12 protein-coding genes and 1 riboswitch are annotated in these 13,837 nt (G+C 46.9%); of the genes, 7 read left to right on the top strand and 5 right to left on the bottom strand.

Annotated features, from left to right (window positions below):
- Nucleotides 1-52: 52 nt before the first annotated feature.
- On the top strand, nucleotides 53-439 hold the full coding sequence (locus TCA2_RS07660; protein ID WP_052511816.1) for a hypothetical protein: 387 nt from the start codon (nucleotides 53-55) through the stop codon (nucleotides 437-439).
- 154 nt (nucleotides 440-593) lie between these two features.
- Entirely contained in the window at nucleotides 594-1,556 is a 963-nt protein-coding gene (cysK, locus tag TCA2_RS07655; RefSeq protein WP_047910983.1) for a cysteine synthase A, read from the top strand.
- A 149-nt stretch (nucleotides 1,557-1,705) separates the two neighbouring features.
- On the opposite strand, the gene TCA2_RS07650 is transcribed toward cysK, so the two are convergent.
- Complete coding sequence (locus TCA2_RS07650; protein WP_047910982.1) at nucleotides 1,706-3,682, bottom strand: ATP-dependent DNA helicase; 1,977 nt, start codon at nucleotides 3,680-3,682, stop codon at nucleotides 1,706-1,708.
- A gap of 217 nt (nucleotides 3,683-3,899) precedes the next feature.
- Here TCA2_RS07650 and TCA2_RS26090 point away from each other — a divergent pair, with 217 nt between their 5' ends.
- The gene (locus tag TCA2_RS26090) at nucleotides 3,900-4,865 is read left to right on the top strand and encodes a GNAT family N-acetyltransferase (RefSeq protein WP_052511814.1); all 966 of its coding nucleotides are present in this window, start codon (nucleotides 3,900-3,902) and stop codon (nucleotides 4,863-4,865) included.
- Nucleotides 4,866-5,210: 345 nt separating this feature from the next.
- Nucleotides 5,211-6,419: a right-handed parallel beta-helix repeat-containing protein gene (locus TCA2_RS07640; RefSeq protein ID WP_047911236.1), complete on the top strand. Its 1,209-nt coding sequence runs from the start codon at nucleotides 5,211-5,213 to the stop codon at nucleotides 6,417-6,419.
- Between the two features lie 68 nt (nucleotides 6,420-6,487).
- Here the strand turns inward: TCA2_RS07640 and TCA2_RS07635 are convergent, their stop codons facing one another.
- Entirely contained in the window at nucleotides 6,488-7,456 is a 969-nt protein-coding gene (locus tag TCA2_RS07635) for a helix-turn-helix transcriptional regulator (RefSeq protein ID WP_047910981.1), read from the bottom strand.
- Between the two features lie 159 nt (nucleotides 7,457-7,615).
- Here TCA2_RS07635 and modA point away from each other — a divergent pair, with 159 nt between their 5' ends.
- The 3 genes from modA (at nucleotide 7,616) to TCA2_RS27380 (ending at nucleotide 10,549) form a co-directional block, all read left to right on the top strand.
- Nucleotides 7,616-8,464 carry a molybdate ABC transporter substrate-binding protein gene (modA, locus tag TCA2_RS07630; protein ID WP_047910980.1) on the top strand — a complete coding sequence of 283 codons (849 nt, stop codon included), beginning with the start codon at nucleotides 7,616-7,618 and terminating at the stop codon, nucleotides 8,462-8,464.
- A complete protein-coding gene (gene modB, locus TCA2_RS07625) occupies nucleotides 8,461-9,138 on the top strand; it encodes a molybdate ABC transporter permease subunit (protein WP_047910979.1) in 678 nt (225 codons plus the stop codon). The genes modA and modB overlap by 4 nt, the downstream gene beginning before the upstream one ends.
- A gap of 407 nt (nucleotides 9,139-9,545) precedes the next feature.
- A riboswitch (cyclic di-AMP (ydaO/yuaA leader) is annotated at nucleotides 9,546-9,683 on the top strand.
- 5 nt (nucleotides 9,684-9,688) lie between these two features.
- Complete coding sequence (locus tag TCA2_RS27380; RefSeq protein WP_052511812.1) at nucleotides 9,689-10,549, top strand: NlpC/P60 family protein; 861 nt, start codon at nucleotides 9,689-9,691, stop codon at nucleotides 10,547-10,549.
- 137 nt (nucleotides 10,550-10,686) lie between these two features.
- Here TCA2_RS27380 and TCA2_RS07615 read toward each other — a convergent pair whose 3' ends face one another.
- From TCA2_RS07615 to TCA2_RS07605, 3 genes are all read right to left on the bottom strand, one after another.
- On the bottom strand, nucleotides 10,687-11,337 hold the full coding sequence (locus TCA2_RS07615) for a cell wall hydrolase (RefSeq protein ID WP_047910978.1): 651 nt from the start codon (nucleotides 11,335-11,337) through the stop codon (nucleotides 10,687-10,689).
- 313 nt (nucleotides 11,338-11,650) lie between these two features.
- Nucleotides 11,651-12,292, bottom strand: a complete 642-nt coding sequence (locus tag TCA2_RS07610; RefSeq protein WP_047910977.1) for a cell wall hydrolase — start codon at nucleotides 12,290-12,292, stop codon at nucleotides 11,651-11,653.
- 147 nt (nucleotides 12,293-12,439) lie between these two features.
- The gene (locus TCA2_RS07605; protein ID WP_047911234.1) at nucleotides 12,440-13,657 is read right to left on the bottom strand and encodes an MFS transporter; all 1,218 of its coding nucleotides are present in this window, start codon (nucleotides 13,655-13,657) and stop codon (nucleotides 12,440-12,442) included.
- Nucleotides 13,658-13,837: the final 180 nt, after the last annotated feature.

Below are 13,837 nucleotides of genomic sequence, written 5' to 3'. Positions count from 1 at the left end.
AAAGAATAGTATGAAACGGATTCAACTACATATCAGTAAGGAAGTGAACGGGATGTCTACATCATCCACCGCCCCGGTCCCCAGTGAAGCAGATCATTTGCTGGTCAAAAAATATATGATGCACATTCTCATGCTGGATGTGCTTGAACAGGACATTCATACCATACAGCATGTTTCTTTGCATATGCCTCAGCTGTATGTCCATCATTTAACCCGCATCCAGATGGATGTAACCCGAAATTTGACGGATATCCGGATACAGATGCGTAGAGGCGGGATCCGCATTTACGAGGAGAACAAGCTGAGGGAAGGATTTGAAATGCGCTACCTGTGCCGGGGATATCACCGGCGCCTATATTTACTGTGGACCTTCTGCAAGACCGAAGTCATGAAGGAAATGAGCGAACGGCTGGGCATTGACCTGACGGAGCTGTCTTGACGGAGCTGTCTTGACGGAGCTGTCTTGACGGAGCTGTCTTGACGGAGCTGTCTTGACGGAGCTGTCTTGACGGAGCTGTCTTTCTGTTCGTATGATATTAGAAGATATATATTCCTACTGAAATAATAGGGTATTAACTAAAGGGGACTTTCACATGCATGATCAAAATCATTCTGCCGTGCCGAAATCAGGCAAGCGCCTCGTTGTAAACAATGTAACCGAATTGATCGGTAACACTCCGGTCGTCAGGCTGAATCGTCTACCGAAAGCCGATCATGCTGATGTATACGTCAAGCTCGAATACTTCAATCCCAGCGGCAGTGTGAAGGACCGTGCGGCAGCCAATCTGATCAGACAGGCGGAACTCCGCGGCCTTCTTCAGCCTGGCGCAACCATTATAGAGCCTACCAGCGGAAACACAGGCATCGGTCTGGCTATGAACGCCGCAGCCAAAGGGTATAAAGCAATTCTAGTCATGCCTGATAACATGAGCAAAGAACGAATTAACATACTCAAGGCGTACGGCGCAGAGGTTGTACTCACTCCTGCTGCCGAGCGTATGCCCGGAGCGATTCAAAAAGCGCTGGAGCTTAAAGAAGCCATACCGGGGAGCTTCATCCCGCAGCAATTTGAGAATCAAGCCAATCCGGATGCTCACCGAACGACAACAGCACTCGAAATCATGACCCAGATGGATGGGAAATTAGATGCTTTTGTAGCGACTTCGGGAACCGGCGGAACCATTACAGGAACCGGTGAAGAGCTCCGCCGTCAGATTTCAGACATTCGGATCTATGCAGTTGAACCTGCGGGGTCCCCCGTATTGTCCGGCGGTGAGCCTGGCCCTCATAAACTGGTCGGGACGAGCCCCGGGTTTATTCCTTCCATCGTCAACACCCATGTGTGGGATGAGATTATTCAAGTAACGGACGAGGATGCTCTAGATATCATGCGGCGACTGGCCGCTGAGGAAGGACTTCTGCTCGGTCCGTCTTCCGGCGCATCGGTGTGGGCCGGGCTGCAGATCGCCAAGCAGCTGGGAGCTGGTCACAAAGTGCTCTGTATCGCTCCGGATACAGGCGAACGCTACCTCAGCACAGGTTTTTTTGATAAGTAGGAAGCCTATACATCCTGTATAAAAAAGGTCAGTAACTGCTCCTTCGTGAAGTCTGCAAGAGACTTACAAGAATCAGATCACTGACCTTTATTTATTATCTATATTAATCGTTTCAATTTAAATCAAGCCAATGGTTTGTGGTTCAGCAGCTATATCTTCTCCACTCTGAGTACTGCTCCTTGAGGAAGCACAGCTTCCACCCGTTCTCTGACCTTCGAATCTGCGACAATCTCAGGATCAAGCACAGCGGCAATTCCCTGATCCGACGACGAACGAATCAATCGCCCGAGCCCTTGCCGCAGTCTAAGAAGCATATAAGGCATGTCCACTTCCTCATAGCTGGACTCTGCTGCCTCCCTCTTGGCCATAAATACCGGATCTTCCGGCGGATACGGAAGTGACCAGATCATGACGTTGGATAAGGAGGGTCCCGGTACGTCCAGTCCTTCCCACAAGCTCGTTGCACAGAGTACCGTTTCCTCATTGTTCTGGAAGTCTGCAATTAGGCTGCTGATCTCTCTGTCCCCTTCGAACAGCATCTTATAGGAAGCGAAATAAGGGTGCTGGGCTGCAGCCTGCTTGAATCTTCGCAGCTCTTCCATTGTAGTGAACAGAAGAAGGGCTCGTCCTTCGGAGTGTGCGAGCAGCTTGGCGGCACTCGCCAGCTTTTTGGCAAAGAGAACCTCACTTCGAAGCTCTCCCGCCTCGCAGAGCTCTTCAGGTACAATCAGTCTCATCTGATCGGCATAATTATATGGTGAATTCACGGAGAACGATAAATAATCGGTAATACCAAGACTATCAGCGACATAATCAAAAGACTGTCCTACGGATAGTGTTGCAGAGGAGAATACGATCGGCATATTCAGCCCGAATACTCGCTGCTCCAGCACTTCTTTGACCTTTTGCGGCATAACAGCTAGCGTTACGTCGCCATCCTCGCTCTCTTCTGCCCAGCAAATATAGCTGCCAGGCTGTCTGAACAGCTGGAGAGCAGTTTGAATCATCTCAAGGTGCACCTCCACAATTCGAAGCTTATATTCATTGAGTGTGTGCAGGCCGCTTTCGAACACCAGCTCCTCGTCAATCGCCTCAAGCGTATCATTCCAGTGATTTAACTGTATGAGCAAAGCCTCATTAACACCCACTCTTTTTCGATCTGATCCCGGAATGGTAGTACTGAGCTCTTGAACCAAGCTGAATACCACTTTACTTTGGTCAATGGCATCCTCTACCCGCTCAGCGAGCGTTTCACGTATTTCTCCATCCAGAAGCCTTGTAATCATCTCTTCAAAAGCGGTGTGCTTCAGCTTATAGCTGAGCGCATGCTGTGCAGCAGATTCCAGCAGATGGCCTTCGTCAAACACGACAGAGCTGTGCTCAGGAAGCAGCGGAAGCTGACCTTCCCTCTTTCTCCCTTCATACGTCCAGACATGCTCCATATAATAATCGTGAGAACAAATGATGAGATCGGTGGACTTACGGTAATGATCTCTCGAGAGGGTCATCCCGCAGCGATGCCTTTTGTCGCACACAAAACAATCCTGGAAAGAATCCCAGCTGATCTTGTCCCACTGCTCATCGTTTAGATGGGGATATTCCTTCCTGTCCCCATAGGGCGAGAAGGTCTGCAGCGTTCCAGGCGAATGGACGAAGTCCGGCAGACTGTCATATACCTCTTCAATTACACCGGCATCCTCATCCTTAAGGCGGGCGCCGTCCATCTTTTTAAGACAAATATATTGATCCGGGGATTTCCCCAGTCTTGCGTCAATGTTCAATCCCAAGTAGCGTGCAAGCTTGGCAATATCGCCTTCCGGCTTGACGAGCTGCTCAATTAACGATTCGTCCGCACAAGCAATTACAGCTGGTTTACGGGTATAACGGGCATAGTTCACCGCATACAGCAAATACACGAGCGTCTTCCCCGTACCGACACCTGCTTCTGCAAATATCGTCTTCTTGTCGGCATAGGCTCTTTCCAGCTGATACGCCATATAAATCTGTTCATCCCGCACTTCAAAACCATGCTCGGGCAACATATCATAAAATACATCCGCCACCCAATCGCCCACTTGCTTCACGAAAGGCTCGGTCGGATTATAGGAGAAAGGATATCGCTCCACGGTTACTCCCCCACATTAACATTTTTCTTATAAGGTAAATCCACGCCATGATATCTAAATACCAATTCAGGCAAACATCAATTATCTCATAAATCCAAGATGATAGCAATTCTTTTTTATTGTTGATTAGATGCATTAAAATGAAGCAGCTTGCTTAAGCTATGCTCAAAAAGTAACCAGGTACGCATAGTATATAGAAATGGGGCGCTATGAACGAATGAATTGGACCATCCGCCAAGAGTATCCATCCGACTATTATGCCATTACAGAACTGCATGCTCTCACCTTCTCTTACAGCTACGGAATGGGTGAGGCCGTTCTTGTCAATATACTGCGAGCACGGAGCACTTTTGATCCGGAGCTGTCTCTCGTTTGCGAGCTGGATGGGCAGATTATCGGCCACATTTTATTCACCCCCCAGCCTATACGTATCCAGGGCAGCACCTACCAAGGTCTGATTCTGTCTCCACTAGCAGTTCATCCTAATTATCAAAAACAAGGTATCGGATCTGCATTAATCGAAGCGGGCCATCATCGTGCCTTACATAAAAACTTTGCCTTATCCGTTGTACTGGGTCATCCCCATTACTACGTTCGCTTCGGATATCAAGGAAAGGCATGGATGGACGAACAGGTCCACATTCCTTTGGAGAGCATCTATACCGATCGTATTGCCGTAGTAAGGGAACGCCGTATTGAGCTGGGAGATATTCCGTCTTTCTCACTGATGTGGGAGCATCTGCATGCCTCCTCTCCGCTGGCACTTATTCCAGGTTCATCTATTCAGGATTGGATCAGCCCCGGTGCAGGTACGATCAGCACTGCCTTATTAATTGATGAGAAACTTAGCGGATATATTAGATACTCCAGCACAGACCCGGAGAAAATCAGCTTCATTGTGGCACAGGACAGTCATTCCCTGCTCCTCATTGCAAATTACTTCAAACAAAAGTTAAACCCGCTTACGGCTTCTCACTTATCTTTGCCGTTACCAGCAACCTCCTATTTACTCGAACGGTTTGGTACAACCTTTGATGTTAACATCAGCACTTACGCCGAATATATGGTCAAAATATTAGAGGGTCCTCATCACTCCAAGCTGCATCATCATTTCACTGCCTTTGAGGAGGGTAGCATCCCTCGCGGCTCCATTATTTGGCCTGTTGAGTTTGATGTGTGCTGATAGAACAAGACATAACATCTGATGCAATGATTATGATGATGTGAGCTCTGTAACGATGGAGCCGCTCGTCTCCGATATAACCTCCATTCCTCATGAGCAGTGAAGATGATTATTCCTGTACCCCTCCATATCACGTATGATTCAGATTGCAACCGTTACCAAACCACGGGTGCCAATCTATATCAAATTTTAGGAGGAATCGTAGTGACGAAATTGAATCTGCTTGACTACAAAACAAAACGGAAGTCTGTCGCCTTCCGAACGCTTGTATCCGGAATCAGCCTGTCTCTTGCCCTTCCCTTACTTCCCCTAACGAGTTTATCTGCTGAGAGTACTTCTGCTGTAATGATTGCCGAGGCTGGACCTCAAAATACACAGGCTCTCACAGCTGCCGGGAATTTATATGTAGCTCCTAACGGTTCTGCAAGCAATCCCGGGACACTCCAAAGTCCGACAACCCTTGAACATGCACTCACGCAAATTGAAGCAGGCTACACAATTTATATGCGCGGCGGTACTTACAGCTATCCCTCTACCATTACAATTGATCGAAATAACAGCGGCAATTCTGCCACGGCAAGAAAAACACTGGCTGCCTACGGAAATGAGAAGCCTGTCCTTGACTTTTCAGCCCAATCCTTTGCCTCGACCAATCGCGGTTTGCAGCTGTTTGGCAGTTACTGGCTTGTGAAAGGTTTGGAAATTAAAGGCGCAGGTGATAACGGACTGTATATAGCCGGTAACTATAACCGTATTGAAAATATAGAAGCGCATCATAACCGAGATACTGGAATTCAGCTTGGCCGCTATGCGTCCACTGCAGGATACAGCGAATGGCCCGCTTATAATGAAGTTATTAATTCATATTCACATGACAATTACGACCCTGATAATGGCGAAGATGCTGACGGCTTTGCTGCTAAGCTTACGGTCGGCCCCGGCAACGTATTTGATGGATGTATAGCGGCTTATAATGTCGATGATGGCTGGGATCTCTATACGAAGGATGATACAGGCCCGATTGGGACGGTAACGATTCGCAACAGCATTGCCTACAAGAACGGTCAAACCTCGGACGGAACGTCTACTACGAGCAGTGACGGCAACGGATTTAAGCTGGGTGGAGAGGATATCGGGGTGAATCATACGGTGGTTAACAGCATTGCTTTCCAAAACAAGAAGCACGGCTTTACTTTTAACAGCAATCCCGGCTCCATTAACTTCAAGAACAATACATCCTGGAGCAACGGACAGAGTAATTTTGCATTTGATGAGGGTACGCATATCTTCACAAACAATTTATCCTTTGCCGGAGGAGCAAGCGATAAGACGAGCGGAACAGACGTAGCATCCAGCAACGTGTGGTGGAAAAACAAAAAAAGCGTCAATACGAAGGGGCTGCTCGCCAGCAGTGAAGATTTTCAGTCTCTTGTTCCCGCAGTTGCTCGTGACGCAAACGGAAATCCGGTATTGGGCAATTTCTTGAAACTGGCTTCAGGCAGTGATTTGATCGGAGCCGGGACACCAAGCGGTACAAATATTGGAGCACGTTAATTGTTACTACAAACATGCAAGAAGGAGCCGACAAGCGTTCGGCTCCTTCTTACATATATTCACAGATTTCAAGCCTCAAACAGCACTTCCCCTGTCCGGGATAGATTATATCCCGATATTGAACCCAGCTCCCGGATAAAGGACTCGGAACGCAATATATCCAGAACAGTTCGGATAAGCACTTCATTCTCGGGCTTGTTTATTAACACAAGGTCATATCTCTCTATCGTCAGCGGAATGAATTCCACCCCTTGCACAATCGTTGCCGCTTTCTCGATGCCTACTCCGACATCTGCCTGTTTGGAAGCGACCCTTCCGGCCACAGCCAAATGATTGGATTCCTCGTCATAATAGCCCATTAGCTCTCGGGCAGCGATCCCATGCATACGAAGCTGTTCCTCAAGCAGCACCCGTGCTCCTGCACCCCGCTCCCGGTTCACCATACGAATTCCCGGCTTGGCCAGATCCTTCCACTCATGCAGTTCATGAGGATTGCCAGGCTGAACGTATAGTCCTGCTCGTCTGCTCATCAAATTCACAACTTTATAAGAGCAGCCGATCAGCAATTTGCGAATATAAGGAATGTTGTATTCTCCGGTATCTCCGTCCAGTAGATGGGTGCTGACAATATCGGAATGTCCCTGATACATGGAAATTAAGCTGTCCAGGCTGCCTACGTAGGATCTAAGCGGCCTGATGCCAGGCGAGCGCTTCTCTATATGCCGCACCAAAATATCGAGGCTCATATCTTGTCCTGTAATCACCACTTGCCTTACTCCCTGAGTCGTCACCTGAACAGCTGGTGGATTCGCAGGAGCATCGATCACCGGAGTTAAAGATCTTGTCTCCTCACTAGAATATTGACCAACCCCTTTGGAGCGCTGCTTGTACGCCTCAAGATCAGAGTGGTCGACCCGCATCTGCTTACCTACACGATAGGCTGTAAGCTGCCCCTTCTTAATCAGATCGTACACCGTTAATTTTGATATTTTTAGTAGCTGGGCGATTTCCTCGGTTGTATAGGAAATATCAGTCACATCTACCACCCCTCTTGTCAGGTATGCAATAACAAATGATTAATGCTATTGATTGTACCATACTCTTTTCTTACCCTCGTATTGTAATTGTTCAAAGAACCAATATAATATATTTAATTATATCTAATTATAATCAAATATATCGATTGGATGGAGATTATGTTAAAACAAACGAAGCTTAGTATGATTTCTTTCTTCCTTCTAGCTCTGGTATTCATATCTGCCTGTGCATCACCCAATGCTTCTTCACCAAACCCTTCAGCAGACCATAACAATTCGGACAGCAGCGCATCCTCGACTCCTTCATCTGAACGCACAGAGCTGACGATCTCAGCGGCTGCAAGCTTAACTGATGTACTGGAGGAACTACAGCCTCGCTTTGAGACAGCTCATCCTGGTATAAAGCTCAGCTTCAACTTTGGCGGCTCCGGCTCTCTTCAGCAGCAGATTGAGCAAGGGGCACCGGCTGATCTGTTTTTGTCAGCAGCTGAGAAAAATATGCAGGCCCTTATAGATAAGGGGCTCATGGATACAGAAAATACGACTACGCTGTTAACCAACGAGATCGTACTGATTACATCCAGCAGCAACGAGCTGCCTATGTCCTCTGAGCAGGATCTCACTGCTGAAGATATCAAGATTGTTGCCCTCGGCATACCTGAAAGTGTACCTGCAGGAAGCTATGCACAAGAGGCGCTTACTTCGCTTGGCTTATATGAACAGCTCCAACCCAAAATAGTTCAGGCCAAGGATGTGCGGCAAGTATTACAGTATGTCGAAACCGGGAATGCCGATGCCGGATTTGTATACAAAACAGATGCACTTACTTCCAGCAAAGTGAAGATCGTGCACACTGTCGATCCCTCAAGCTACACAGCAATTACATACCCTGTAGGTGTGGTATTGGACAGTGCGCATCCCGAAGCGGCAAAAGCGGTTTATGACTTTTTACAGTCTTCTGAAGCCCAAGCTGTATTTACTAAATACGGGTTCTCGGTGCCTGAATGATGTCAGCTTCATTTGACTGGCATGACTTCTGGGCTCCTGTGCGCTTATCCTTACTGGTTGCCCTATTGTCCAGTGTTATCACGATTGTGATGGGCGGGCTTACTGCAAGATGGATGTCCAAGAGCAAGTTCAAAGGAAAGCTGCTGCTAGAAACAGCGTTTATGCTGCCAATGGTCCTTCCACCCACGGTTGTAGGCTTTCTGCTGCTCGTCCTGCTGGGGAGAAATAGCTGGATCGGAGCATGGATTGAGGCCATCTTTGCCGCACCTGTCGTATTCTCATGGACAGCCTGTGTCATCGCCGCCGTTGTCGTCTCGTTTCCACTGGTGTATCAGACGATGAAGGTCGGATTTACGTCCATTGATTCCGAGCTTGAAGCTTCCGGACGCTCGATCGGTGCGAATGAATGGCAGGTATTCCGGTATATTACACTTCCACTCATCTGGCCTTCTGTTATTTCTGCTTATATTCTCGGATTTGCACGAGCGCTTGGTGAGTTCGGCGCAACGCTGATGCTTGCAGGCAATATTCCAGGAAAAACTCAAACCGTCCCTACTGCCATATACATTGCTGTGGACAGCGGGAATACGGTCATGGCTTGGGCCTGGACGATTGCGATCGTACTTATGTCGTTCCTGCTGCTGCTTCTGACAGGACGCAGAAAAAAGAATTAGCATTGTATATATATATAAACAGAACCACTCCAATGCAGCGGCAGGAAATCAGTGAAATCAGTGTATGCAGCATAAATAATAGTTCAAACCAAACCCTTAGTTGATTTTAACGAAGGGTTTTTTGGTGCTCAATTTATTAATATATTTTCGTTTTTGGAATTATTACAATATATGGATATAAAATGGGTCCCGAAAACAATTTATTTAGTTACAATATTGTTACTTTAATGGATACCTGTTTCAAATCAATGACAATTTATTACCCGACTTAGCGGAAATTATTCGAAAAAATCCGGTTCTTTCTATGTTTTATTCCAGTAATTGGTGTACAAAAAGTAAAACAAAGGTAACATTTTTGATACTTTTTAACCTTAATTTATTATATATTAATTACAGTTAATTCATATTAAAAAAGTGTGCCGAATCTATCAGAATAGTACGGGGGACGATTTACAACATTTGGGGTGAATGCAGCAGTTAAGAAATGCTAGAGTACCTTCTACTCGAACCCGACAACTAACCTCGGAGGCAATTGGAGGAAATTTTCAGAATGAAGAAGTTTGGTAAATATATGTTGTTCTCATCCCTGCTCGCAGCTGGGTTAATCATGGGTAATGGACAAGCAGATGCATCCTCATCCAGTACCAATACGGTAAATATTCAAGTGAACAGTAATCTGATCGATTTCCCAGATGCGGAGCCATTCCTGGATCAGAATTACAGTACACAAGTGCCGGTCCGCATGCTTGCTGACGAAATGAACTATACGATTAAAGTATTTAAGAGCGGAAAAGAAACGGTGGTCAAGCTGTCCAAGGGCGGTACAACCATTCGTATTCAAACCAACCAGACGACTGCGATGGTCAATAGCAGCAAAGTAAGTCTTGGCACGCAAGTGTTCATCCGAAATGACCGTACATATGTACCCATTCGTTTTGTATCAGAAGCCATGGGCTATGACGTAACTTGGAAAAAGGATCTTATGCTGGCCATGATTAGCACAACCGGTAAAACATACAGCCCTGCACTTATTCCAAACGACCATGTCAAAGGCACCAGCATTGTAAATGAAGCGATGAATCACATCGGCGTTCCTTATGTTTACGGCGGTTCAACCACAAGCGGGTTCGACTGCTCTGGTCTGGTTAAATATGTATTCGATAAATACGGAGTATCCCTGCCGCGTACAGCAGCTACCCAATATAACCAAGGCTCATCTGTATCCAAAGGAAACCTGCAGCAAGGCGATCTGGTCTTCTTCAAGACAACAGGAAGCTCGATCTCTCATGTCGGTATCTATGTAGGAAACAATAATTTTATTTCAGCTACCAGTTCCTCCGGTGTAAAAATCGACAGCCTGGACAATACCTATTGGGGTCCTAAATACGTCGGTGCAAAAAGAGTTCTATAAAATGAAATGTATATAATTAAAACCCCTTTGCTGCTTGCCTGCAAAGAGGTTCATTATGTATGCTCTGTATTGATACCTATAGCAAAGAAGCTGCCACAGTAATTTTGTGGCAGCTTCTTTTTATATATGATATTGGATTAGTTCGTAAACAGATGATTACCGATCTGCTTGATCGCTGGACGTTCCTTGCTCCATTCGGAGGTTGCGATCTCAGGGTTATAGTAGTACAGAGCTCCACCTGACGGATCCCAGCCATTGAGCGCACTCTTTGCCGCCTTGATCGCAGTCTCATCAGGAGCCAAATTGTATTGGCCGTCATCTACGGCGGTAAACTGTCTTGGCTGCAGAATGACCTCTGTGATGGAGTCCGGGAATGCATCCGATTGAACCCGGTTTAAGATCACTGCTCCGACCGCTACTTGACCTTCAAAGGATTCTCCCCGGGCCTCGCCATGGATGGCCTTGGCTAGTTGATTCAGTGAGGTTTGGTTAATCGGTGCTTTTTTCTTAAGCACGCTGATCGTCTCTGGCCCTGCGATTCCGTCAATCTTGAGTCCAAATTGCTTTTGGAAGGAGCGAACGGCCTGCTCCGTTGCCTTACCGTAATATCCTGTTGACCCTGCATTCATAAATCCGATACTGCTTAGTCTTTCCTGCAAGTCCAGCACATCAGCACTCTGAATTCCCTGCTGCATTACCGCAGCACTTGCACCTGCCGGTGCAGCAACCGTTCCATACGCTCCCAGAAGCGCAGCACAGATCATTAGTCGTTTTGTCAGTTTTCTCATTGATGTCATTCCTCCAGTTGTGTTTGAATGTGTCGCCGAAGCAACACCTGTCATAGTTCTGCATTCAATTGAATGTATCTATAAATATAGATAAGTGTATATTTAGATATATTTGGATACAAATCGCCTCATATAGCGATGATGTCACTGCCTATATGTCAGTGCAGATATATTATGATTAATCCGCTGAAAGCTACCAATATCGAGTACTAATGATATCCTTCAGCGGATCATTCTTTTTCCAATTACAGTACAATCTCCATCTTTACAGTAAACTGTTGCATTTTATACAGAAGCGAATTGGATCCATCCGCTATTTCGTAAATACATGATTCCCAAGTGTTTGCGTCACAGGCCGGGATTTAATCCACGACGAGGATGCTGTCTTAGGGTTATAGAAATACAGAGCACCCTTGGAGGGATCATAGCCCGTCAGCGCCCTGCGGGCAGCCTCATAGGATGCAGCCGTTGGACTGCTGAGCTTACCGTCCATTGCCGGCGTAAATTGATTCTTCTGGAATATGACGTTGGTTATGGAGTCCGGAAAAGCATTGCTCTGAACCCGGTTCAGAATAACGGCACCCACCGCAATCTTACCTGTCAAGGATTCACCGCCAGCCTCATCCTGTATAATTCCTGCCAAATGCCGAAGCACCTTGTTATTGATTGGAGCAACAGCCTCAAGCTTGGACTTCGTATTAGGACCGACAACACCATCCACACTTAATCCGTAAGCTCGCTGGAATGACTTGACGGCAGCTTTCGTATGGTTACCATAGTAACCGCTGATTCCAGCCGTAAAATAATTTTTGCTATGCAGTCTTTCTTGTACTTCCACGACCTCTGCACTTTGACTGCCAAGGCGCAGTGTCGCCGCATCTGCTGATGCCGCTGAGCCCAGCACGGAAAGTGCACAGGCACATGTTATTAATAGAGTTGTTATTTTCTTCTTCATTAAGATCAGATATCCTCCAGTTTCATTCATGTTAGTCTGTATCATCAAGGACGACTGACTTCATTACTTGAAAAGGCGGAACACAAACGTTCACCTACGAACTACACTATATCACAGGTTACAAATTTGTCATATCTGACAATGGTCCTAATCTTCGAGCTCAAGCCCTTTAGTCTCTCGGCCAAGGATAAGAACCGCCGCTGCTCCTATTAGCACGGTAACGAAAAACAATACGAAGATGGATTCCACAGCGACCCCTTTTTGCACCAATAGTCCTACGAGCAGCGGTGCAAGGATCCCCCCGACCCGACCGATTGAGGCTGAAAGACCGACACCTGTAGAACGCGCCTTAAGGGGATACAGCTCCGGTGTATAGGCGTACATTCCTCCCCAGGCTCCAAGGTTAAAGAATGATAATGACATCCCTGCCAGAATCAGGCTGACTTCTGTTTCCGCATTACCGAACCACAGCGCACTTATCGCAGTCATTACCAAATATACAACGAGAACAAACTTGCGGCCGAACCTCTCGATGAAGTACGCTGCTGTGAAATATCCCGGAAGCTGGGCCAATGTCATAATCAGCACATACTGAAAGCTCTTGACCAGCTCAAAGCCCTTGATCTGCATAATGCTTGGCAGCCACAGGAACATCCCATAGTAAGAGAACACCACTGTAAACCATAGAATCCATAGCATCAGCGTCGTCTTGCGATGCTCAGTGGACCACACCGATGCAAATTTCTCGCGAAACGGAACTTTACGCAGCTCCTGCTTGTTCTCAAGCCGAGGTGAATCCTCGATGGCTCTTCGCAAGTAGAGTGCATATAGGGCAGGCAGCGCCCCGATCAGAAAAGCCACTTGCCATCCGTATTCGGGAATAACGAAAAAGGAGATCAGCGCAGATAGAATCCATCCCGCTGCCCAGAAGCTCTCCAGCAGCACAACGGCTCGTCCCCGCTCTTTGGCCGGTACAGACTCCGATACGAGCGTAGAGGCTACAGGAAGCTCTCCACCAAGTCCGACCCCGGCAATGAACCGGATAATGCATAGAAACACGTAACCTGTAGCCAGTGCCGAAATTCCGCTTGCTACAGAGAAAATAAGCAGTGTCCACATGAGGACCGCCTTACGTCCATACTTATCTGCCATCGTTCCTGCCAGCAATGCACCTACCGCCATGCCGATGGAGGTGGAGCTCGATACGAGTCCAACTTCACCCGGCGTAAGCAGCCACTCTTTGGCCAGTGCCGCAACGATAAAGGACATCATGCCGACTTCCATTGCATCGAACATCCAGCTGAGCCCTGCGCTGAACAGCAGCTTGCGCTGCTTCGGATTACGCAATACTTCTAAATTACTCATTGTAAGGTTCTGCTCCCTATCTATGTATTTGAATGAATCAACATCCACTTGAACTAAAGATCTTGCTTCGCCGGTCTTAGGATAGATTCTTCCCATCCTTCTCCAGTTTATATCTTCAGTTCATGCTAAATAACCCATCAAACTATTTATAATGGATTCTGCCAAACTGTCAACCTTTAT

Origin of the sequence: Paenibacillus sp. TCA20, assembly GCF_000732325.1 — a bacterium.
Lineage (GTDB): Bacteria > Bacillota > Bacilli > Paenibacillales > Paenibacillaceae > Paenibacillus > Paenibacillus urinalis.
This window is presented reverse-complemented; position numbering and strand designations above follow the sequence as displayed.